Here is a 21426-nt window from a genome sequence, read left to right on the forward strand (position 1 = left end):
AGCCGGTGCCGGACACCGCGGCGGGCACGGGGATCCGGCAGGTCGGCCAGCGCTGCGGGCAGTCCAGCAGCGGTTTCGGGCACGGTGACATCCGGTGCGCTGGACACAGACGATATCAGCGATGATGGCAGGGCGGGCATGACTCACTTCGGACGATCAACAAGGCGTAGAGAACCTCGATGATCATTTAAACGAGTCATGCCCGCCCTGCTACCACCAGCACGGGCGCGTCTACACCAAGCGGATCAAGCCGGACACCCTCACGACTTTGCCGGGGCCCTGGTGACTTCCTGGGGGCCGGCGTTTACGCCCTCTACTACCACGGAGACTTCGCGCTCTACGCGTCGCTCAAGGACACCGAGCGCGAGGTCCCGATCTACGTCGGAAAGGCCGAGGCCGGCAACTCCAGCTACGGAGATCCCGCGAGTCCGGACGGCTTCCAGCTCGTCAATAGAATCAAGAAGCACGCCGAATCCGTTGCCGAGGCAGGTCAAACCCTGAACGTCACCGACTTCAAGGTCCGGTACCTGCCCCTCGACGATGCTTGGATCGTGCTCGCCGAGCGGGCGCTCCTCCGCGAGTACCGGCCGGTTCTTTGGAACACCGTGATGCCCGGATTTGGTGCGAACGCCCCAGGCTCTGATCGCCAGAACGCGCGGTCTATCTGGGATACAGTCCATCCCGGGCGGCCTCGTGCTGGACGCTTGTGTAACCGCCGGTTCACGTTAACAGAGATGTGCGAGAGGGTCCGCCTGGCAGTCGCCGCGTCGATCCTCGAAGAGGGACACGAGCGGATTGCAGCTATAGAAGCCTTGGAGGAGTACCAGAAGCGACCGATCTGGCGCCCCAAGAAGAAACGCGAGGGCGGCCCCAGGGTTGTGGTCCAGGACCAGGCTCGGTTCCTCTCCGAGATGGCGCGGCTCGGCCTTGAGATCCCTGACCACCGGGTGGTGGACAACGAGCTCGTTCCGACGGAGGACCCAGAGGCCACTGCTGAGCGGAACACTCTCGTCGCCGAGCAGTTGAGCATGGATTTGGAGACCGCAGGCAGGCTTATGTGACGGTGAACGGGACGGTGGACTGATCTTCCAGATGGCGGACCCGTCTAGTGCTCGGCTTCGCCTGACGCCGGTCGGCACGCAAGGCCAGCACAGCCTCCGCGATGCGGCTAGCCGCTTGCTGCGTGTCCTCGTGTTCCCACACTCGGATTACGGTCCAACCCGCAGCGGCCAGGTTCTCGTCGGTTTGTGCGTCACGCTCCCTATTGCCCGCGATCTTGCTTGACCAGAACTCGCTGTTGCGCGTCGACGGCCGGTAGTGCTGCGGGCATCCGTGCCAGAAGCAGCCGTCTACGAAGACGGCGACGCGCGGCCCGGCGAAGACTAGGTCAGCTTTTCGCCGTAGTCCGACCAACGGTTGGCGGTCTACGCGGTAGCGCAGCCCCAGGGCGTGCACGGCCGAACGAAGGGCCATCTCTGGTCGGGTATCGCGGGAGCGGTTCGCCCGCATGACGCTACGTACGGCCGGAGATGAGGCCCACGACTGCGCCGCCTTCTTTGGCCGCTGAAGCGAGGCCAGTCCGACGCTCAGGGCCTGGCGCCATGCTTGCGCGAGGTTTTCCTCCCGAGTGTCGCAGTCGACCTGGCAGACGTATCGCTCGCGCGTCTTCCGTCCTTCCGGCCAGCGAAGGTACGCGTACACCCGCCGTGACTTCGGCGGTAGCCGCAAACAGATAGAGGCTAGAACGGTCCGGCCGGACGCCCCCAGCAGATACCTGTTCCTTCGTCCACCTGCTGCCTTGTCCTGTTCCTCGGCTCGTTCGCTGGCTGACATGCCCTTGACCGGCTTCCATGCCGATTCAGTGGGCGCGGCGTCCCGCCATTGAGTGGCCATAGAACGATTGTGGCCTATGCCCGCTCGCTGGAGGACTGCTGCAGTGCCTTGGCCACGGACTCTGCCATTACCTGCCCAAGCTGCACCGGCACGGCGTTGCCAAGCTGGCGCATCTGCTCCCCGCGTGGGCCGTCAAGCCGCCAGTCGTCCCGGAAGGTCATCACACGAGCGGTCTCCCGGACCGTCATGTACCGGATTGACCCGTCATCAAGCCGCACCACACTCTCGCCGCCCGGAACGCCATGAACACCCGCCTTAACAGTCTTTGCCGGTCGGTCCAAGTCGTTGGGAGTATGTCCCGGGTACTGGCGGGCGCCCGGCCAGCCGACATGGTGCAGCCAGTCTGGGTGCTCGATGTAGTCACCTACAGGTTCGGGAAGGCGTAGCGAGCGCGATTCCGGCGACGCCGGCCAAATCGCATCTCGCAGGGTCCGCCAGCGCGGCTTGCCGTCAGGCAGCGGCAGGACTTCTGGTAGCAAATCCTCTCGCACCGGGACGCCGTGCTCCTCCCAGTACTCTCCACTGTCCTGGGCGTGCTTCAGCGCGAGCTCCGAATGAGTCGGCTCGGGGAACTCCCAATCAGCTAGCCCGAGATCCTTGCGGAAGGCCACGACGAACACTCGCCACCGCACTTGCGGAACGCCGTAGTCCGCCGCGTTGACCAGCTTGTACTTGACGTCGTACCGCTCGGTTAGGTCAACGTCATGAGCGCGGAGCGCTTTGACCAGGCGCTTGTCGTGGTCGCGCCAGTCCTCACCCTCGATCCGCTGCTCGAAGGGGGCCGACAGTTCCCGGATGATGTAGTCGTAGTACGGCTTGAACGACGGCCGCAACAGGCCCTTGACGTTCTCCGCCACGATCGCCCGCGGTCGGGTTTCGCGGGCACAGCGGAACAGTTCGGGCCACAGGTTGCGTGGATCATCGAAGCCCTTGTGAGCGCCTCCGAGGCTCCACGGCTGGCACGGCACGCCACCGGCGACCACGTCGACCTCGCCAAGCCACCGGTCGAACTTCACCTCCCGCACGTCGCCCTGCCGCAGCGGCCAACGGTCGCCCAGTGACTTCGGAAGGGGGGACCCCTTTTCGTAGTCGACAGCGCCGTTCAGCCGCAGCGTGCCGCACGCCCGCCGCTCCAGCTCAACCGCCAGGAGGTGACGGAAGCCAGCCTCATGCATCGCCAGGGCCAAGCCGCCGCCACCCGTGAACAGTTCGATGCTGGTACCCACGCCCGGCTCTGCCTGAGCGGTGGGCTTCTTGCGGCTTGTCATGCCGAAACTATACCGCGGATCTTGATCAAGTACTCGATCGTATGTGCGTGTCATCGACGGACTTCCCGTCTGTGAGCCCCGGCGGGCCACGGCGCCCTAGCTCCCGTAGTTCGCGACAGCAACGAGTGGCAGCGTCGGCACTGGACTCCGCGATGCGGCGATGCGGCCCCGCCGTCAGCAAGAAGTCAGCGAGACGCGCGACAACCGCCGACAACCGCTGGCACAGGACAACAAGATCGCCGACGCGAACCGCACTCGCCGACATCCATCAGCGAGCGTTCACTGCCGCGAGCCGCCTTTGCAAGGCAAGGGTTAGGGGCGGAGTCCGTGTGAAGCTGGTTAACGTTGCAGGTGGGCTAGCCTTCGCGCGCCTGCCGAAACAGGCCAGCGAGCTCGTCGGTCATCCAATACACGACGGGGCCGCCCTCCCGGGAGCTCCATAGCCAGCAGTAGTTGCGTCCCGCTGCGGCGCAGTGCCGGCTGGGCCATGCCAGGACACCCGCGACGCCATGCCGCCCGTTAGGGATGTTCAGCGACTCTGCTAGATCATCGCCATCAAACTCGCGGCCAGGCTGATCGATCAAGGTGGAGAAGAGCGCCTTAGCGTTGTCGCTGAACCTCCCCCAGACAGTGCGGGCCAGGTCTACATCTGCTTGGGTCCAGTCGGTTGGCTCTGGCTTGACCCCGCTAACTTGCCCGGCGCTGGCTGCGTCTGCCCCAGCCAACCAGCGGCCATACATCGAGTAAAAATCCGCTACCCGCTCCGGGGGCACCTTCACAGTGATGTCCAACATCGCGACCGACCCCTTTTTGGCGCTAGTACATGTTTCCCGGAGGGTATGCGCGACCCCCGCACGGGGTCAAGACTTACCTAAAGCGGGTCTGGAGGCATCTCTTAGGTACCTCCGCTGGCATGCTTGCTGAGAGGAAGCCGAGCTGCCCTGCATGCCCAGTTTCTGCATCTTCGGGCTCTCGGCCACAGCCAGGGGTCAACAAGATCATCGGACACAATCCGGGCACAACTGACAGCGACAAGGACTGTCAACCGCTGTAAAGCAACGAGAGACCTCGCCCAGGTCAGGACGCCGATCCGCCCGATCTGAGTCGATCCACAGACAGCCGAAGGGGTTCAGGGTTCGAGTCCCTGGCAGCAAAAGCGTGCGGCATCCGGGGGCGGAAGCCGAATGGCTTCATTGCCGATTTCCTCTTGTTTGGATCAAGGCACCGCGCTCCGCGCGGCGCAGGGCGGTAACCCGGCCGGCGGCAAGCCGCCCCGGCCGCCTTCGGCGCCGGGGCGGAGAGCCACCGACTACCGCCGGACCACCGCCCCGAGTCTGCTGATCCGGCCGACGACACGATCACGGCCAGGCGGTACGGAAGCCGAGCTGGTCGGCCTTGTCGGCGGTCAAGGCTTCCGACTGCCGCGCCAGTCCAACCCCGGGACTGGCTTGCCCCCGGTCCATCTCCCGCAGCCGGCGACACCTCACCGCGGAAGCCCTCAGCCGGTCGATACACGCATGGCGCCTGCCCGACCGGACCCTCACGGCCAGCCCAAGCGTTCACCGCCCCAGAAGAACGCTCAGGCCGCAAGATCGACCTGCCCACCATCTGCCCACAACCAGTCGTCAACGGCTGGACTCAGCCGGACTCGGCTAGATCAACGACAACGGCCCCCGATCAGCATTCCTGCTGGTCAGGGGCCGTTGGTGCACCTGGTGGCGGGTAGAGGATTCGAACCTCTGTAGCTTTCGCGACGGATTTACAGTCCGCTCCCATTGGCCGCTCGGGCAACCCGCCAGGGCACGCCACCGCGTCGCAACGCGGCAGCGGAAGCAAGGATAGCGGTTGCCCCCGGCACTGCCGCAACCGGGTACCGTCAGGAGGTCCCACGCTGGTCAGCGCGGGACGGACCAGGACAGACCGCCGGACAGCAGGAGCATGAGCATGGCAGCGAACCCGTCGTTCGACATCGTGAGCAAGGTCGACCGGCAGGAGGTCGACAACGCCGTCCGCCAGTCGGAGAAGGAGCTCTCGACGCGGTTCGACTTCCGGGGCACCGGCGCGGAGATCTCCTGGGCGGGCGAGGAGGCGATCAGCCTCCAGGCAGAGACCGAGGAGCGGGTCCGGGCCGCGCTGGACGTCTTCAAGGAGAAGTTGGTCAAGCGGAACATCTCGTTGAAGTCGCTCGACGCCGGCGAGCCCCGGCAGTCGGGCAAGATCTTCAAGATCGACGCCAAGGTGGTGCAGGGCATCGACTCGGACAAGGCCAAGGCGATCAGCAAGAAGATCCGCGACGAGGGCCCGAAGGGCGTGCAGGCGCAGATCCAGGGCGACCAGCTCCGCGTCACCGGCAAGAAGAAGGACGACCTCCAGTCCGTCATCACGCTGCTCAAGGGTGAGGACTTCGGGCTGGCGCTCCAGTTCACCAACTACCGGTGAGCACGACCGCGTCGTGGCCGGTGACCGGCCCGGTCACCGGCCACGACGCGGGTCAGCGGCCCCGCAGCGGCCGGAACGCGGCCCGCATCTCGGCCGCGAACAGCTCCGGCTCCTCCCAGGCGGCGAAGTGCCCGCCCCTGTCGACCTCGTTGAAGTACGCGACGCCGGGGTAGACCGCCTCGACCCAGCTGCGCGGCGCCGCCCAGATCTCGTCGGGGAACGCGGTGAATGCGACGGGCACCTTGGCCGGCGGCGGGGCCTGGCCGGCCTCCTTGGCGGCGGCCAGGAACCGGCCGAACTCCCAGTACCACCGGGCGGACGAGGCGCCGGTGCCGGTCAGCCAGTAGAGCGTGATGTTGTCGACGACGCTGTCCCGGGTCAGGCCACCGACCGGTGTGCCGTCGACGAACGCGCGGGAGATCTTGTAGTAGCTGTCGGTGTCGTGGTCGAGCATCCAGGCGGCCAGCCCGACGGGTGAGTCCAGCAGCGAGTAGCCGATGGTCTGCGGCCGGGTGGTCTGCTCCAGGAAGTAGCCGAACCCATCCGTCGTGAACAGCTGGAGCGCGTCGTGTGCCGCGCGTTCCTGCTCGGACTCCGCCGGCAGCTCGTCCTTGAGGTCGATCGCCCCGGCGAGCAGGTTGACGTGGACGCCGAGCAGCCCGTCCGGTCCCTGGCGGGCCATCGCGTCGGTGACGGCGGCGCCCACGTCGCCGCCCTGGGCGACGTAGCGGGTGTAGCCGAGGCGGCGCATCAGCTCGGCCCAGGCGGCGGCAATGCGGCCGTTCTCCCAGCCGGGTTCGGTCGGCGTACCGGAGAAGCCGTAGCCGGGCACGGACGGCAGCACCAGGTGGAAGGCGTCCTCGGCGGTGCCGCCGTGGGCGGTGGGGTCGGTGAGCGGACCGACGACCCCGAGCAGTTCCACCACCGAGCCCGGCCAGCCGTGCGTCATGATCAGCGGCAGGGCGTTCTCGTGCTTCGACCGTACCTGGACGAAGTAGATCTCCACGCCGTCGATGGTGGTGGTGAACTGCGGCAGGGCGTTCAGCCTCGTCTCGCAGGCGCGCCAGTCGTACTCGTTCGTCCAGTAGTCGGCCAGCGCCCGGACGGTCGCGAGCTGCACACCCTGCGAGCGGTCGTCGACCAGTTCCCGGCTGGGCCAGCGGGTCGCCGCGATCCGGCGGTGCAGGTCGGCGATGGTCTCGTCCGGCGTGTCGAGCCGGAAAGGGTGGATGTCGTCGGTGGCCATGGCCTGCACCTTTCGCGTCGAGTGGAATGGGCGCGGAACACCGGCGGGTAACGATCAGTCTGGCAGGGGCCGGACGCCCGCCGGGCCGGAACGACGTGCCCGCCGGTTGCCACCGTTTCCAGCCCTGTTTCTGCCGTCAGGCGACTTCCTTGGGGTACGGGCCGGGCATACGGTCGGGTGGGAGCATGACGCCCACGATGCTCCTCCCCTATCGGCCGGTGCTCGGTCAACCGGTGCTGCGCCGGCTGCTGCCCGGGCTCGCGGCCTCCGCTCTCGGTGACGGGCTCGCCCTGGTCGCGGTGACGTGGCTGGCCCTGCAACTCGCCCCCGCGGGGCAGCGCGGCACCTGGACGGCGTTCGCGGTGGCCGCGTACACGCTGCCGGGGGCGGCCGGCACGCTGCTGCTCGGGCGGTGGCTGGGTGGGCGGAGCGGGGCCCAGCTCGCCGGCTGGGACGCGACTGTGCGGGCCGCAGCGTTGGGGGCGATCCCGGCCGCCCACCTCGCCGGGGTGCTGGACGTCGGCCTCTACGTCGCCTTGCTCGCGGTGTCCTCACTCCTGCATCCCTGGGGGTCGGCCGGTCGCTTCACGCTCGTGGCCGAGCTTCTGCCACGGCGGCACCACCTGGCCGCGAACGCGCTGCTCGGCGTGTTCGGCCAGGCGGCGACGATCGTCGGCCCACCGCTCGCCGGTCTCCTCATCGCCTGGGCGGGCGCGGTGTGGGTGATCGCGATCGACGCGCTTCGCCGTGCTGGCCGTCAGCTACCGCCTCGTCGTCCCGGCCGTCCGCCGTGGCAGCGCCGTCCGGAGTGGAGGCGCCCGCCGTGAAGGCAGCGTCCGCCACCCGGCCGGAGCCCAGCACGAGGACGGAGACCGCGAGGACGGAGACCGCCACGAGGACCCGACGGCCGGACCGTCCCGTACGTCGGGATTCCGGATCATCGCGCGGGACCGGTCGCTGCTCGGCCTGCTGTCGCTGTCCTTCGCGTTCTTCTTTTTCTTCGGACCGTTCTACGTCGCCATGCCGATCTTCGTCACCGACGACCTGCACGCCTCCGCCGGGACGCTCGCGGCCTACTACACCGCGTTCGGCGTCGGCTCGCTGCTGGGCGGGCTGCTCACCGGTCACCTGCGCGGACGGCCACTGCGGGCCACGCTCGCCGGGGTCGTCGCGCTGTTCGGCGCCGCACTGCTGCCGCTCGGCCTGGGCGCGCCGGTCGTCCTGTCGCTGCCCGCGTTCGCGCTCGCCGGCCTGGTGTGGGCGCCTTACCAGCCGACCGCGATGGCGTTGTTCCAGCGCCGCGCCGGCACCGTGGACCTCCCCCGCGTACTGTCGGCCAACGGGGCGGTCACCGTGCTGGCGGTGCCGCTGGGCACGATGCTCGGCGGTCCGGCGACCGCCGCGTTCGGGGCACGTCCCACGCTGCTGGCGTGCGCGGTGGCGATCCTCGCGCTGGGCCTGGCCGCCGCCCGGCGGCGCGGAGCGGGTGGTGACCGCCGGCGGGTGAGCGGTCAGGCGGCGAGCGACTGCTCGGCGCGTACCGCTGTGGCTTCGGCCCGGGCGATCGGGCCACCGGGCAGCGCGGCGACCGCGGCCCCGACGGCGACCGCCACCCCGGCGAAGACGAACGCCCACGAGACGCCACCGGCGTGATCGATGATCAGGCCCGCGACCGAGCCGCCGGCGGCGCTCGCCGCGACCGACATGGTCACCACCCAGGTGTACGCCTCGTTCAGCATGCCGGACGGGGTGATCCGTCCGACGAGTGTGTTCTCCAGGGTGAGGGCGGGGGCGATGGCCGCGCCGCCGAGCACCAGCGCGACGCCCAGCGCCGCCGGGTCGGGAATGAACGCGAAGACGACGAGGCTGGCCGCGACGGTGCCGAGCAGCCAGGCGAACTGGCGGGTCATGTTGGCGGCGGGCTTGCGTACGCCGAACCAGAAACCACCGATGGCGCTGCCGATGCCCCAGACGGCGAGCAGGACGCCGGCCAGGCTCTCGGGGTCGTCGGCGCCGGAGTTTCCGGCGAAGGCCGGGACGATGACGCCGGAGGCGCCGAACGCGATGCCGAGGCTCGCCACGCAGAGCAGCAGCGCGGGGAAGCCGCCGAGCCGCAGCGGGCCGAGGCCCCGGGCGTGGTGCTCTCGCGCGTGCGGGCGCCAGCCGCGCATGACCCGGCCGAGCGCGACGGTGCCGGTGCCGACCAGGGTGACCACCGCGGCGCCGACGAGCGCGGCGGAGGCGTCGGCGAACAGCACGAAGCCCGCCACCAGCAGCGGGCCGACCACGAACACGACCTCGAACAGCGTGGTCTCGGCGGCGAGCGCGGTGTTGCGCAGGTGCCCCCGGCCGGTGGCGGGGGCGGTGAGGTCGTTCCAGGCGCCTCGGATCGCGGCGGTCAGCGGCGGATACGTGGCGCCGGCCAGGCCCGCGGCCAGGTAGATCAGCCCGAGGTTGCCGCTGTCGGAGCGGGTGGCGACGAGCAGCCCGATCAGGGCGAGCGGGTGGGCGAGCGCGGTGGCCAGCAGGACGGGAGCGGGTCCGACCCGGTCGGCGATCCGGCCGGCGACCGGGCTGAGTGCGGCACCGGAGAGCGCGTAGATGCCGCCGGCGACGGCGGCCAGGGAGTACCGGCCGGTGACCTGCTCGACGACGAGCAGCAGCGCCAGCGGGGTCATGCCGATCCCGAGCCGGCCGATGATGCCGAGGATCAGCAGCATCGGCGCGCCAGGGATCCGCCAGACGCCCTGGTACGGGCGCAGTGCGGCCACGGTCGACCTCCAGGAGGGTAATGAGCGGGAGACGTTTCGACCCTAACGGCGCGGCACGACCGGGGGAAGCGCATTGTGCCCGGACACACCACCGCGCCCGCGTCGTGCGACGCGGGCGCGGCGGGGCGTACGGCGGGTCAGCGCTGGAACTGCACCGGCCCGGAGTTGCGGGCCATCTGCTCCAGGCGGGCCACCCGCTGCTCCATCGGCGGATGGGTGGCGAACATCGCGGCGATGCCGCCGCCCCGCTTGAACGGGTTGTCGATCATCAGGTGCGCGGTGCTGGCGAGCTGGCCCTGCGGCGCCAGCGGGCGCGCCTGCGTACCCCTGTGGATCTTGCGAAGGGCGCTGGCAAGGGCCAGCGGGTCGCGGCTCAGCTCGGCGCCCGACTGGTCGGCCTGGTACTCCCGGCTCCGGCTGATCGCGAGCTGGATCACCGTGGCGGCGATCGGGCCGAGGATCAGCGTGAGCAGCAGCACGGCCGGGTTCGGGCCGTCCTCGTCGTCGGACGAGCCCAGCGGGATGAACCAGGCCAGGTTCGCCAGCATGGTGATGATGCCGGCCAGGCCGGCCGCCACGCTGGAGATCAGGATGTCCCGGTTGTAGACGTGGGACAGCTCGTGGCCGATCACGCCGCGCAGCTCCCGGTAGTCCAGGATCTCCACGATGCCCTGGGTGACGCAGACCGCCGCGTTCTCCGGGTTACGACCGGTGGCGAACGCGTTGGGCTGCGACGTCGGGCTGACGTAGAGCCGGGGCATCGGCTTCCCGGCCAGCGTGGAGAGCTCCCGCACCATCTGGTACAGCTCGGGGAACTGTGCCTCGCTGACCGGTTGCGCCTTCATCGAGCGCAGTGCGAGCTTGTCGGAGAAGAAATAGGTGACGCCGTTCATCAGCAACGACACGACGACGGCGATGACGAGACCGCCGCTACCGCCGAACCAGTAGCCGACCGCGAGGATCAGCGAGGTCAACAGGCCGAGCAGCGCTGCGGTCTTGAGACGGTTGTGATGCACGATCTCTCCTTCGGTGCACGGACCCTTGCGGGAGGCCCGCTGACCGGTTCAACACACCGGTACCCGTCAACCATCCGGCTCATGGCTGAAAGTTGGCTGGATGTTGCTGTGCGCAGGCTGAAGCGGTCGCCCATCCGGGCAGGAACCGGTCAGCGCGCCGCCACGTCCAGCACGATCTGCGGTGCGAAACCGATCACCACCGCCGCGGCGGTGGCCACGCCGAGCGCCAACACCACGGTCCGGGCGGGCCGGACCGCCGCCGCGCCGGCCGGCGTCGCGTAGAGGGACGCGGTGACCCGCAGGTAGTACGCCAGGCCGATCACCGCGTTCAGCGCCACCACCAGCGCCAGCCATCCCGCGTGCCCGGCCAGCAGCGCGCGTACCACAGTCACCTTGGCGAACAGCCCGGCCAGGCCCGGCGGGAGTCCGGCGAGCCCGATCAGCGCCAGCGCGAACGCGCCGCCCACCCACGGGTGCCGCCGTGCCGCGCCGCGCAGGTCGGCGAGCGTGCCGCCGTCACCGTCCGCCGGGCGCAGCGCCACCACCGCGGCGAACGCGGCAAGTTCCAGCAGCACGAAGAAGATCGCGTACGCGACGGCTGCGGCGTACGCGGCCGCTCGCGCGTCGCCGGTGCGGCCCGCGGACAGCGCCAGCGCGCCCAGCGGGGCCAGGATGTAGCCCGCCTGGGCCACCGACGACCAGGCCAGCAACCGCACGGTACGCCGCTGCCGCAGCGCCACCAGGTTGCCGACGGTCATGGTCAGCACCGCCAGCGCTGCCAGCACCGGACCGGTCAGGTCACCCGGCAGCGCCCGCTGCACCACCGCCAGCAGCGCCACCACGCCGCCGAGCTTCGAGGCGGTCGACAGGTACGCGGCCACCGGCAGGGGCGCGCCGTCGTACGTGGCGGGGGCCCAGGCGTGGAACGGCACGGCGGCGACCTTGAACGCCAGCCCGGCCACCACGAGGGCCACCGCGACGCCGGTCAGCGGCAGATCGGTCAGGTCGGCGCGGACGGCCAGGGTGGCGCCGAGCCGGTCCAGGTGCAGCGTGCCGGTGACCGCGTAGAGCAGCGCCGCGCCGAGCAGCGTCACAGTGGTGGCGACCACGCTCACCACGAAGAACGTCACCGCCGCCTCGGCACCGGCGAGGCTGTCCCGCCGCAGCCCGACCAGCACGTACAGCGGCAGCGTCAGCGTCTCCAGCGCCACGATCAGCGTGATCAGGTCACCGGCGGCGCCGAGCACCACGCCGCCGGTCATCGCGCAGGCGAGCAGGAAGCAGTACTCGCCGACCGGGGTACGACCGGCGCGCAGCAGCGGGCCGGACAGCGCCAGCACGCCGAGCGTGAGCAGGGCGATCACGGCACCGACCAGTGCGGCCCGGCCGCCCCACACCCAGGAACAGTCGTCGCCGACGCAGAACGTGCGCCGCTCACCGGCCGCCCCGACCAGTGCCGCGCCGGCCGCGGTGCCGGCCGCGCCGAGCGCCGCCATCGCCACCGTGACGGCGGGCCGGGCCACCAGCAGGTCGAACAGGAGCACCAGCACGGCCGTGCCGGCGGCCAGGTACGCGGGCAGCATCGCCACGTTGTCGACCGGCTGGACCAGGCTCATGGGACGACCCCCAGCAGCGCCTCCACCGGACCGGAGGCGTACGACAGCACGAGCGCCGGGGCCAGACCGACCGCGAGCGCGAGCAGCACGAGCGGCGCCCAGGCGGTCAGCTCCGCCCCGGCCAGCCCGGGTGCGAGACCGGCCACCGCCGGGCTGGGCCGGCCGTGCGTGACCCGGCGCAGCAGCCGCAGGAAGTACGCGGCGGTGAGCGCCCCGCCCAGCGCCGCCAGCACGGCCAGCGTGAGCCAGAGCGGGCCGCCCCGCTGCACGGCGGCGACCACTGCGAACGCCTCACCCCAGAACCCGGCCAGGCCGGGCAGCCCCAGCGAGGCGACCGCCGCGAAGCCGAGCAGCCCGGCCAGCCGGGGCGCGGTCTCCCGCAGCCCGGACAGCTCGGCCAGCGAGCCGGTGTGCGCGCGGTCCTTGACCGCCCCGGCCAGGAAGAACAGCAGGCCGGTGATGACGCCGTGGGCGATGTTGCCGATCAGTGCGGCCTGGATTCCGGTGGCGGTGAGCGTGGCGACCCCGAGCAGCACGAAGCCCATGTGCCCCACGCTGGAGTACGCGATGAGCCGCTTCAGGTCGTCCTGCGCCAGGCAGACCAGGCCACCGATCAGAATGGCGGCGACGGCGAGTACGCCGAGCACCGGCGCGGCCCACCGGGCGCCCTCCGGGGCCACCCCGACGGCGATCCGGATCAGTCCGTACGTGCCCATCTTGAGCAGCACCCCGGCGAGGATGACGCTGCCGACGGTGGGTGCCTGGGTGTGCGCGTCCGGCAGCCACGAGTGCAGCGGCCAGAGCGGGCTCTTCACCGCGAACGCGAGCGCCAGCAGTGTGAACGCGGCGAGCTGGGTGCCCCGGGACAGCCCGGCGCCGCCGGTGAGCGCGACCAGGTCGGCGGTGCCCGCGGCGGCCACCACCACGTAGACGCCGACCAGCAGCAGCACCGAGCCGAACAGCGTGTAGAGCGCGAACTTGCGGGCCGCGCGCCGCCGGTCCGCGCCGCCCCAGCCGGCGATGATCGCGTACATCGGCAGCAGGACGACCTCGAAGAACAGGAAGAACAGCACCAGGTCGAGCGCGAGGAACGTGCCGAGGATGCCCACCTCGACCACCAGCAGCAGCGCCACGAGCGCCCGCCCGCTGCCGCCGCCGGGCGGCACCCGCCACAGCGTGTACGCGCAGCACAGCAACGTGAGCAGCGCGGTCAGCACCACCAGCGGCCAGGAGATCCCGTCCACGCCGAGGTGGAAGCGCAGGTCGAGCCCGGGCACCCACGGCAGGTCGAACTGGTGCCACGGCTGCACCGCCGGGCGCGGCCCGTACCCGAACCAGCCGTGGTCGCCGCCAACCAGCGGCAGCGCCGCCAGCAGCGTCACCGCGGCGGCGACGGTGCCGACCACCCGGCCGGCCCGGTCACCGGGCACGACCGCTGTGGCCAGCGCGCCGAGCGCCGGCACCGCGACCACCGCCACCAGCAGGACCTGCCCGAACGTCATGAGGTCACTCCGATCAGCGCGACCGCGAGGCCGATCAGCAGCGCGCCGGCCAGCACGCCGGCCGCCGCGCGCGGCAGCGCCGCCCGGTGCAGCGCGGCCAGGCCGCCGCCCACCTCGACCGCCGCCCGGCCGCTGCCCTCGACCAGCCCGTCCACGCCCAGTTCGTCACCGGTACGCACGACCCGCGCGAGCGCGCCCGCCGGGCGTACGACCAGGGTGTGCTGCACGTCGTCGAGCCGGAACGCCCGGGCGAAGACCGGCCGCAGCGGACCCAGGAAGCGGGCCGGGTCGGCGGCCGGGTCGCGGCGCCAGCCCGCCCAGGCGACGCCCGCACCGGCGAGCAGCAGCAGGAACGGCAGGATCAGGTTCGGTGCCAGGTGGACCAGCTCGGCCGCCTCGCCGGTGTCGTCGCCGGGCACCCGCAGGCGATCGGCGAACCACGGCGCGAACGCGGCCAGGCCCAGCAGCGCGGCCGGGACCGTGAGCAGCAGCACCGGCCAGCGCAGCAGCGCGGGCGGGTCGTGCGGGCGCAGCAGCGGCGTGCGGGTGGCGCCGAGGAAGGTACGCAGCAGCAGACGGGTCGCGTACCAGGCGGTCACCGCCACGCCGGCCAGCCCGGCCAGCCAGACCAGCCAGCCGACCCAGGCCGCGGTCGGCCCGGCGCCGTCGAGCGCGACCGCCTCGGCGGCGGCCAGCACGCCGTCCTTGCTCCAGAAACCCGAGAGCGGGGGTACGCCGGCGAGCGCGCCCAGGCCGACCACCGTGCACCAGAACGTCACCGGCATGGCGGAACGCAGGCCGCCCATCCGGGACATCAGCGTGGTGCCGACGGCGTGGATCACCGCACCGGCGGCGAGGAACAGCAGCGCCTTGAACGCGGCGTGGGTGAGCAGGTGGAACAGCGCGGCAGCCGGTGCGCCGACCGCCAGCGCGCCGGTCATGTAGCCGATCTGCGAGACGGTCGACCAGGCGAGCACCCGCTTGATGTCGTCCTGCGCGGTGGCGGCGAACGCGCCGAGCAGCATCGTGATCGCGGCCAGCACGCCGAGCACGGCGAGCGCGGCCGGGGCGCGCTCGAACAGCGGGAACAGCCGGGCCACCGCGTACACCCCGGCGGCGACCATCGTCGCGGCGTGGATCAGCGCGGACACCGGCGTCGGGCCGGCCATCGCCTCGGGCAGCCAGGTGTGCAGCGGGAACTGGGCGCTCTTGCCCGCCACCCCGGCGAGCAGCAGCAGGCAGGCGGCGGTGAGCGTGCCGGTGCCGTAGTCGTAGGCCAGCACGTCGGCGATCCGGAAACTCCCAGCGCCCACGCCGAGCAGCGCGATGCCGAGCAGGAAGCCGACGTCACCCACGCGGGTGACCAGGAACGCCTGCACCGCCGCGCCGGGCGCCTCGGGCAGCCGCCGGTCGTGGGCGATGAGCAGGTACGAGCAGACGCCCATCACCTCCCAGCCGACCAGCAGCATGATCAGATCGCCGGACACCACCACCGTGAGCATGGCGGCGGTGAACAGGCTGAGCTGCGCCGCGTACGGCGGGTAGCGGTGGTCGACGTCCACGTCGTCGTGCGGGCCCCGGCGCAGGTAGCCGATCGAGTAGACCTGCACGGCCAGCGCGACAGCGGTGACGGCGGTGGCGACGAGCACCGCCACACCGTCCAGCCGCAGGCCCAGCGTGACCCGCAGCCCACCCAGGTCGATCCAGGTGGTGGACGCCTCGACCGGCGCGTCCACGCGCACCAGCAGCGCCAGCGCGGCCAGCAGCGACACGACCGCCCCGGCCACGCCCAGCGCGACCGCGGAACGTCGGGCCGACGCCCGGTCCTGGTGCGGAGCGGGCGGCAGCAGCAGGCCGAGCAGCCCGGCGAGGAGCGGCGCGGCCGGCAGCACCGCCGCGAGCCACAGCGTCGGCGTGCTCACCGGATTGCTCCTTCCGGCCGCTCGACCGGGGTCACCGCCGGAGCCGGCTCGGCCAACGGGACGTCGTCGACGGTGACGCCGGCGCGCAGCCGGTAGAGCTGGAGGACGATGGCGAGCCCCACACCGATCTCGGCGGCGGCGAGCACGATCACGAACAGCGCGAACACCTGACCGGAGTGCGGCAGCACGGCCTGCACGGTGGTGTCGGCGGTGACCAGCACCAGGTTCACCGCGTTCAGCATCAGCTCCACCGCCATCAGCACCAGGACGGCGTTGCGGCGGCGCAGCACGCCGTACACGCCGAGGCCGAACAGCAGCGCGGCGGTGACGTACGGGATGACCGGCCTCACGGGCGCCCGCCCTCGTCGGCGGCCGGGGTGGACGCGACGCGGGCCGGGCGCTCGCCGCCGTCGGGGGCCGCTGTGGGCGCGGCCGGACGGCCGATGTCGGGGCGGGAGAGCACGATCGCGCCCACCAGCGCGGCCAGCAGCAGCACCGACAGCACCTCGAACGGCAGCACCCAGGAGCGGAACACCTGCTCGCCGAGACGCTCGGCGGTGCCCGCGGCGGGCAGGTCCACCCGGGACCAGCGGAACGCGTCGATCAGCAGCACCGCCAGGCCCAGGCCGCTGCCGGCACCGACGAGCGCGGCGGGCCAGCCCGGCCGGTCCAGGTCGTCCGACGGGCCGATCGGCGCACGGGTCAGCATCACCGCGAACAGCAGCAGCACCACCACCGCGCCCACGTAGATGAGCACCTGCACCCAGGCCACCAGCTCGGCGGTCAGCACCAGGTAGTTCCCCGCCAGCGCGCCCAGGCAGACCACCAGCCACAGGCCGGCCCGGACCAGGTGCCGGGTGGCGACCACCAGCGCACCTGAGCCCACCGCCACCGCGCCCAGCGCGAGCAGCAGGACGTCCACACCGGTCATGAGGCAGCGCCTCCGCCCGGATCGGTGGCGGCGTCGGGGCGTACCCGGGCGGGAGCCGGACGGGCCGACGGACCCGCCGCCTTCCGGGCGGCCGTGGTCTCCTCCTTGGAGGGGTCGCCGAGCGGGTCGTGGGCCGGCGGCGGCGGCACGGTGGCCATCCACTCCCCGAGGTGGTCCTTGTCGTGCAGCAGATCCTTGATGTCGTACTCGGCGTACTCGAACTCCGGCGACCAGTAGAGCGCGTCGAACGGGCAGACCTCGACGCAGATGCCGCAGTACATGCAGAGCGAGAAGTCGATGTCGAACTTGTCGAGCACGTTGCGCTGGCGGGGGCGGGCGGCGCCGGGCACCGCCACCTCCTCCTTGTGCGAATCGATGTAGATGCACCAGTCCGGGCACTCGCGGGCGCAGAGCATGCAGACCGTGCAGTTCTCCTCCAGCAGCGCGATCACGCCGCGGGAGCGGGGCGGCAGTTCGGGCGCGACGTCCGGGTACTGCTGGGTGGTCGAGCGGCGGGTCATCGTCTTCAACGTGACCGCCAGGCCCTTGACCAACCCGGCACCGGGCACTCCACCGTGCTCGCTCATGCCGCCCATCCTGCCCTGTGGCCCGGGCGCGCGCGACCACCCCCCGACTCTTGGCGGCGGTATCGTGAGCGCGGGGAGAACGACGCACCGGGAAGGGCTCACCGATGACCGCCGCGCTGGAGAGCGATCACCCGCCGGAGGGCGGGTGGACGACAGACGATCTGGACGCGCTGCCGGAGGACGGTCGCCGCCGCGAACTGCTCGATGGAGTGCTGCTCATGTCCCCCTCCCCCACCCGGATCCACCAGAGCATCGCGGCCCTGCTCATGGTCGCGCTCGACGAGGACTGCCCCGACGGGTACGACGTGACCCAGGGTGTGGAGGTGCGCATCAACCGCACCCGCTCCTTCATCCCGGACGTGCTGGTCACCACCGCAACCGCCGCCGCGCGCGAGCCGTCCCGGTACGAGCCGCACGAGGTGGTGCTCGCCGTGGAGATCGTCTCGCCCAGCACCCGGTCCATCGACCGGGTGCTCAAGCCGGCCCTCTACGCGCAGGCCGCGATCCCGTTCCACTGGCGGATCGAGATCGAGGACGAGGGCATCGTCGTCTACACCTACAAGATCGATCCGGTGCACGAGGTCTACACGGAGACCGGCCGGTGGACGAAGTTCGTCGACACCGGCGAGCCGTTCCCGGTGAACCTGCCGGTCGACCGGATCACGCCTCGCCGGGTCTGAGCGGGGGCAGCATCTGCACGCCGAGCTGCTGGAGCACCTGGAACAGCTCGTTGACGCTCCACACGTCCACGATCCGCCCGTCGTCGTCGAAACGCAGGAACGTCGCGCCCGAGTAGCTGACCACCCGGCCGGTCGGCGGCACCGGGCCGAACTGGCCGGCCTGGGTGCCGGCGGCCCGCCAGCGCACCGCCACCCGCGTACCGGTCGCCACCACCTCGACGATCTTGTAGCGCAGGTCGGGGAACGAGGCCCGCCGGTCCCGGTGCCACGCCAGCATCGCCGCCGGGCCGGTGCCGCCGAGCCCCGGGCAGTCCGCCGCCACCAGCTCGTACGCGCTCTCCTCGCGCCCCGCGTTCCACACGTCGGCGACGAAACGCCGAGCTGCCGCCTCCACATCGGTCACGGCGGGCAGCCTATGCGCTCTCCCGGGCGCTCACCCTGCCGGTCTCCGCAGACGCTCGCCCTGCCGGCCACCGCCGGAGCGACCATGATGGGAGCGAGAAGCGAACTCGGAGGTGGGCGTGGTCAGCGACGACGAGGGCCTGAACCGGACCGGCGGCAAGTACGTGGAGCCGGGTGGCGAGTTCACCCGCGACCAGCGCTACATCGCCACCCGGATCACCGCGGACGAGCGGGACGGCTGGCCGGTGGAGCCGGGGCGCTACCGGCTGGCGGTCAGCCGGGCCTGCCCCTGGGCCAACCGGCTGATCATCGTCCGCAGGCTGCTCGGGCTGGAGGACGCCATCTCGATGGCCGTGGCCGGGCCCACCCACGACAAGCGGAGCTGGACGTTCGACCTGGACCCGGACGGCAAGGACCCGGTGCTGGGCATCGAGCGGCTGGCCGAGGCGTACTTCGCCCGCTTCCCCGGCTACGAGCGCGGCATCACCGTCCCGGCGCTCGTCGACGTGCCCACCGGTCAGGTGGTGACAAACGACTACGCGCAGATGAGCCTGGACCTCACGACCGAGTGGACGGCGCACCACCGGCCGGGCGCGCCGGACCTCTACCCGGAACCGCTGCGCGGCGAGATCGACGAGGTGAACGAGGTCGTCTTCGCCGACGTCAACAACGGCGTCTACCGGTGCGGCTTCGCCGGCAGCCAGGAGGCGTACGACAAGGCGTACCACCGGCTGTTCGACCGGCTGGACCGGCTGAGCGAGCGGCTGGCCGGGCAGCGGTACCTGGTCGGCGACACGATCACCGAGGCGGATGTGCGGCTGTTCACCACGCTCGTCCGCTTCGACCCGGTCTACCACGGGCACTTCAAGTGCAACCGGCAGAAGCTCAGCGAGATGCCGGTGCTGTGGGCGTACGCCCGGGATCTGTTCACCACGCCCGGGTTCGGCGACACCATCGACTTCGACCACATCAAGCGGCACTACTACGAGGTCCACCGGGACATCAACCCGACCGGCGTCGTGCCGCTCGGCCCGGACCTGAGCAACTGGCTCACCCCGCACGGGCGGGAGGAACTGGGTGGTCGTCCCTTCGGCGACGGCACCCCACCCCCGCCCCACCCGAGTCCGAGCGAGTAGACCCCGCCCCGGCCCGCCCCTCCCCGCCGGGGCGGGGGGCCGGGGGGCGGGGAGGGCGGGAGGGGCGGGCTACAGGGCCAGGCGGACTGCGGCGGTCAGGACGAGCTGAGCCAGGGCCAGCGGGACCAGGACCAGCCAGCAGAGGCGCTGCAGCTGGTCCTCGCGCAGCCTCGGGTAGCTCACCCGCAGCCAGATGATCACGAAGGCGACGGCGAAGACCTTGAGCAGCGTCCACAGCCACCCGAGCTGCGCGTCGGCGAACGGGCCCTGCCAGCCGCCGAGGAACAGCACAGTGGTCAGCGCCGCGATCACCACGATGCCCACGTACTCGGCGAGCAGGAAGAACGCGAACCGCAGGCCGGTGTACTCGGTCATGTAGCCGAAGACCAGCTCGGAGTCGGCCACCGGCATGTCGAACGGCGGACGGCGGATCTCCGCCAGTCCCGCCACGAAAAAGATCACCATGGCCGGCGCCTGCCATAGCAGCCACCACGGCTGCCACGCCTCCACGATGCCGGGCAGGCTGAGGGTGCCCGCCGCCATCGCCACCGAGGCGGCTGCGAGCACCAGCGGCAGCTCGTACCCGAGCAGCTGGGCCGCGCCACGCAGCCCGCCGAGCAGGCTGTACTTGTTCGCCGACGCCCACGCCGACATCAGCACCGCCAGCACGCCGACGCCCACCACGGCGAGCACGAAGAACAGGCCGATGTCCAGCGGCTGGGCCACCAGGTCACCCGGTCCGAGCGGGATGACCAGCAGCACGAGCAGGTACGGCACCAGCGCCACCGCGGGCGCCAGCCGGAACACCGGCCGGTCCGCGTCGCGGGGGGTGACGTCCTCCTTCTGCACGAACTTGATCCCGTCGGCGACCAGTTGCGCCCAGCCGTGGAAACCGCCCGCGTACATCGGGCCCAGCCGGCCCTGCATGTGCGCCATCACCTTGTGCTCGGCCTGACCCACGATCAGCGGCAGCGTGAGGAACGCGACGAGCACGCCCGCCACACGCAGGACCAGCTCCAACCAGTCCGGCATCAGCTCTCCCCCGCCGCGTCGGGCCCCGGCTCCTGGCGGGGCGGACCGGTCGGCCGTTCCCCCGGCAGCGGCCGACCGGGCGGACCCGCCTCATCCGCCGCGGGAGCAGCACCGGACCCCGGCCCGGCCTCCCCGGAAGCAGGCCGCTCCGAAGCCTCCCCGGCAGTCGGCCGCGCCGGGCGCTCAGCGGCATTCGGCCGCGCCGGGCGCTCAGCGGCATTCGGCCGCGCCGGGCGCTCAGCGGCAGCAGGGCGCGCCGTACGCTCCCCCGCAGCGGGCCGCGGCGGACGTTCCCGGGCCGGACGCGCCGGCGTACCCCCGCGGGGGCCCGCACCGGCGCCCGCCGCACCCGCCGGCGTGGGCGTCGTGCCCCACTCACCCGGCGCGGGCACGCCCGGCGGCCGCACCGGCCGACGGCCGCCGCCCGCCTCCGACTCGCCCGGCTCCTTCGCGCCGGGCCACGGCTTCGCGACCCGGGAGGCGAGGACGAACTCCTTGCGCAGCGGGTGCCCCTCGAACTCCGGCGGCAGCAGCAGCGGCCGCAGCTCGCGGTGGCCGGCGAAGTCGATGCCGAACATCTCGTGCGTCTCGCGCTCGTGCCACGCGGCGCCGGGGAACAGGCCGACCACCGACGCGACGACAGGCGTGTCCCTCGGCACCCGGGTGCGCAGCAGCAGCCCGTGCCGGTGGCGGACCGACCAGAGGTGCAGCACCACGTCGAAGCCGTCGGCCAGCTCGTCCACCGCCGACAACCAGTCCAGGAAATCGAGACCCAGCTCGTCGTCGTCGCGCGCCGCGCGCACCGCGTCCGCCCAGCTCGCCGGGGGTACGTCGACGGTGGCGCGGGCGTACCCCTGACCGCCGGAGACCGACGCCGTGGCCTCGACGGGCGCGAGCAGCGCCACCACTCGGCGGCCGACCTCTTCCGGAGTCATGCGCTGATCCTATGGCCGACGGCTGCGGACCGGGTCGGGCCGCCCGGGCC

General features: G+C 71.7%; 18 protein-coding genes, 1 tRNA gene and 3 pseudogenes. 6 read left to right on the forward strand and 16 right to left on the reverse strand.

The annotated features are described in order from the left end of the window. Positions 1–290 precede the first annotated feature (290 nt). Together C569_RS35085 and C569_RS34425 are read left to right on the forward strand one after the other, a co-directional pair. Positions 291–692: pseudogene (locus C569_RS35085) on the forward strand (Eco29kI family restriction endonuclease); the annotation flags it as partial. Between the two features lie 42 nt (positions 693–734). After that, a complete protein-coding gene (locus C569_RS34425) occupies positions 735–1061 on the forward strand; it encodes a hypothetical protein (protein WP_018787616.1) in 327 nt (108 codons plus the stop codon). Here the strand turns inward: C569_RS34425 and C569_RS32495 are convergent. From C569_RS32495 to C569_RS0120370, 4 genes are all read right to left on the reverse strand, one after another. Further along, positions 1054–1893 (reverse strand): very short patch repair endonuclease, encoded by an 840-nt coding sequence (locus C569_RS32495; RefSeq protein ID WP_231394848.1) that lies wholly within the window; start codon positions 1891–1893, stop codon positions 1054–1056. The genes C569_RS34425 and C569_RS32495 overlap by 8 nt on opposite strands. Before the next feature lie 14 nt (positions 1894–1907). Beyond that, complete coding sequence (locus tag C569_RS0120360; RefSeq protein ID WP_018787618.1) at positions 1908–3161, reverse strand: DNA cytosine methyltransferase; 1254 nt, start codon at positions 3159–3161, stop codon at positions 1908–1910. A gap of 356 nt (positions 3162–3517) precedes the next feature. Beyond that, positions 3518–3955 carry a DUF6416 domain-containing protein gene (locus C569_RS0120365; protein ID WP_018787619.1) on the reverse strand — a complete coding sequence of 146 codons (438 nt, stop codon included), beginning with the start codon at positions 3953–3955 and terminating at the stop codon, positions 3518–3520. A 919-nt stretch (positions 3956–4874) separates the two neighbouring features. Then, positions 4875–4958 (reverse strand) — tRNA-Tyr (locus C569_RS0120370). Between the two features lie 147 nt (positions 4959–5105). Here C569_RS0120370 and C569_RS0120375 point away from each other — a divergent pair. Next, positions 5106–5600 (forward strand): YajQ family cyclic di-GMP-binding protein, encoded by a 495-nt coding sequence (locus C569_RS0120375; protein WP_018787620.1) that lies wholly within the window; start codon positions 5106–5108, stop codon positions 5598–5600. A gap of 52 nt (positions 5601–5652) precedes the next feature. Here the strand turns inward: C569_RS0120375 and C569_RS30625 are convergent, their stop codons facing one another. After that, on the reverse strand, positions 5653–6846 hold the full coding sequence (locus tag C569_RS30625) for an epoxide hydrolase family protein (protein WP_051090509.1): 1194 nt from the start codon (positions 6844–6846) through the stop codon (positions 5653–5655). A 185-nt stretch (positions 6847–7031) separates the two neighbouring features. On the opposite strand from C569_RS30625, the pseudogene C569_RS30630 reads away from it, so the two are divergent. Beyond that, positions 7032–8313 (forward strand): annotated as a pseudogene (locus C569_RS30630) (MFS transporter); the annotation flags it as partial. A 44-nt stretch (positions 8314–8357) separates the two neighbouring features. Here the strand turns inward: C569_RS30630 and C569_RS0120390 are convergent. The 8 genes from C569_RS0120390 to C569_RS0120425 all read right to left on the reverse strand — a co-directional run bounded on the left by C569_RS0120390 (position 8358) and on the right by C569_RS0120425 (position 17191). Next, positions 8358–9617, reverse strand: a complete 1260-nt coding sequence (locus tag C569_RS0120390) for an MFS transporter (protein WP_018787623.1) — start codon at positions 9615–9617, stop codon at positions 8358–8360. 137 nt (positions 9618–9754) lie between these two features. Then, entirely contained in the window at positions 9755–10633 is an 879-nt protein-coding gene (gene htpX, locus C569_RS0120395; RefSeq protein ID WP_018787624.1) for a zinc metalloprotease HtpX, read from the reverse strand. Between the two features lie 149 nt (positions 10634–10782). After that, entirely contained in the window at positions 10783–12249 is a 1467-nt protein-coding gene (locus C569_RS0120400; protein WP_018787625.1) for an NADH-quinone oxidoreductase subunit N, read from the reverse strand. After that, on the reverse strand, positions 12246–13751 hold the full coding sequence (locus tag C569_RS0120405; RefSeq protein ID WP_018787626.1) for a NuoM family protein: 1506 nt from the start codon (positions 13749–13751) through the stop codon (positions 12246–12248). Before C569_RS0120405 ends, C569_RS0120400 begins: the two co-directional genes overlap by 4 nt. Then, the gene (locus tag C569_RS0120410) at positions 13748–15673 is read right to left on the reverse strand and encodes an NADH-quinone oxidoreductase subunit L (RefSeq protein ID WP_018787627.1); all 1926 of its coding nucleotides are present in this window, start codon (positions 15671–15673) and stop codon (positions 13748–13750) included. Before C569_RS0120410 ends, C569_RS0120405 begins: the two co-directional genes overlap by 4 nt. Next, positions 15670–16023, reverse strand: coding sequence for an NADH-quinone oxidoreductase subunit NuoK (gene nuoK, locus C569_RS0120415; RefSeq protein ID WP_018787628.1), 354 nt, complete (start codon positions 16021–16023; stop codon positions 15670–15672). The genes C569_RS0120410 and nuoK overlap by 4 nt, the downstream gene beginning before the upstream one ends. After that, positions 16020–16604: an NADH-quinone oxidoreductase subunit J gene (locus C569_RS0120420; protein WP_018787629.1), complete on the reverse strand. Its 585-nt coding sequence runs from the start codon at positions 16602–16604 to the stop codon at positions 16020–16022. The genes nuoK and C569_RS0120420 overlap by 4 nt, the downstream gene beginning before the upstream one ends. Continuing rightward, positions 16601–17191 (reverse strand): NADH-quinone oxidoreductase subunit I, encoded by a 591-nt coding sequence (locus C569_RS0120425; protein ID WP_018787630.1) that lies wholly within the window; start codon positions 17189–17191, stop codon positions 16601–16603. The genes C569_RS0120420 and C569_RS0120425 overlap by 4 nt, the downstream gene beginning before the upstream one ends. Before the next feature lie 104 nt (positions 17192–17295). Between C569_RS0120425 and C569_RS0120430 the strand changes: the two genes are divergently transcribed. Then, on the forward strand, positions 17296–17871 hold the full coding sequence (locus tag C569_RS0120430; protein ID WP_018787631.1) for a Uma2 family endonuclease: 576 nt from the start codon (positions 17296–17298) through the stop codon (positions 17869–17871). On the opposite strand, the gene C569_RS0120435 is transcribed toward C569_RS0120430, so the two are convergent. Further along, on the reverse strand, positions 17852–18274 hold the full coding sequence (locus C569_RS0120435; protein WP_018787632.1) for an ester cyclase: 423 nt from the start codon (positions 18272–18274) through the stop codon (positions 17852–17854). The two genes, C569_RS0120430 and C569_RS0120435, sit on opposite strands and share 20 nt — an antisense overlap. Before the next feature lie 112 nt (positions 18275–18386). On the opposite strand from C569_RS0120435, the gene C569_RS0120440 reads away from it, so the two are divergent. Beyond that, entirely contained in the window at positions 18387–19409 is a 1023-nt protein-coding gene (locus C569_RS0120440) for a glutathione S-transferase C-terminal domain-containing protein (protein ID WP_018787633.1), read from the forward strand. 69 nt (positions 19410–19478) lie between these two features. On the opposite strand, the gene nuoH is transcribed toward C569_RS0120440, so the two are convergent. Both nuoH and C569_RS34430 read right to left on the reverse strand, forming a co-directional pair. After that, a complete protein-coding gene (nuoH, locus tag C569_RS0120445) occupies positions 19479–20441 on the reverse strand; it encodes an NADH-quinone oxidoreductase subunit NuoH (RefSeq protein WP_013288672.1) in 963 nt (320 codons plus the stop codon). 335 nt (positions 20442–20776) lie between these two features. Next, positions 20777–21376: pseudogene (locus C569_RS34430) on the reverse strand (NADH-quinone oxidoreductase subunit C); the annotation flags it as partial. Between the last annotated feature and the right edge of the window lie 50 nt (positions 21377–21426).

Source organism: Micromonospora sp. CNB394 (assembly GCF_000374985.1).
GTDB lineage: Bacteria > Actinomycetota > Actinomycetes > Mycobacteriales > Micromonosporaceae > Micromonospora > Micromonospora marina.

Bases quoted from the DNA above. Each gene is read 5' to 3' on its own strand.
- C569_RS0120375 (WP_018787620.1), top strand. From the start codon at position 5,106: ATGGCAGCGAACCCGTCGTTCGACATCGTGAGCAAGGTCGACCGGCAG.
- C569_RS0120430 (WP_018787631.1), top strand. From the start codon at position 17,296: ATGACCGCCGCGCTGGAGAGCGATCACCCGCCGGAGGGCGGGTGGACG.
- C569_RS32495 (WP_231394848.1), bottom strand. From the start codon at position 1,893: ATGGCCACTCAATGGCGGGACGCCGCGCCCACTGAATCGGCATGGAAG.
- C569_RS0120405 (WP_018787626.1), bottom strand. From the start codon at position 13,751: ATGACGTTCGGGCAGGTCCTGCTGGTGGCGGTGGTCGCGGTGCCGGCG.
- C569_RS0120420 (WP_018787629.1), bottom strand. From the start codon at position 16,604: ATGACCGGTGTGGACGTCCTGCTGCTCGCGCTGGGCGCGGTGGCGGTG.
- C569_RS0120425 (WP_018787630.1), bottom strand. From the start codon at position 17,191: ATGAGCGAGCACGGTGGAGTGCCCGGTGCCGGGTTGGTCAAGGGCCTG.
- C569_RS0120365 (WP_018787619.1), bottom strand. From the start codon at position 3,955: ATGTTGGACATCACTGTGAAGGTGCCCCCGGAGCGGGTAGCGGATTTT.
- C569_RS30625 (WP_051090509.1), bottom strand. From the start codon at position 6,846: ATGGCCACCGACGACATCCACCCTTTCCGGCTCGACACGCCGGACGAG.
- C569_RS0120400 (WP_018787625.1), bottom strand. From the start codon at position 12,249: ATGAGCCTGGTCCAGCCGGTCGACAACGTGGCGATGCTGCCCGCGTAC.
- nuoH (WP_013288672.1), bottom strand. From the start codon at position 20,441: ATGCCGGACTGGTTGGAGCTGGTCCTGCGTGTGGCGGGCGTGCTCGTC.
- C569_RS0120360 (WP_018787618.1), bottom strand. From the start codon at position 3,161: ATGACAAGCCGCAAGAAGCCCACCGCTCAGGCAGAGCCGGGCGTGGGT.
- C569_RS34425 (WP_018787616.1), top strand. From the start codon at position 735: ATGTGCGAGAGGGTCCGCCTGGCAGTCGCCGCGTCGATCCTCGAAGAG.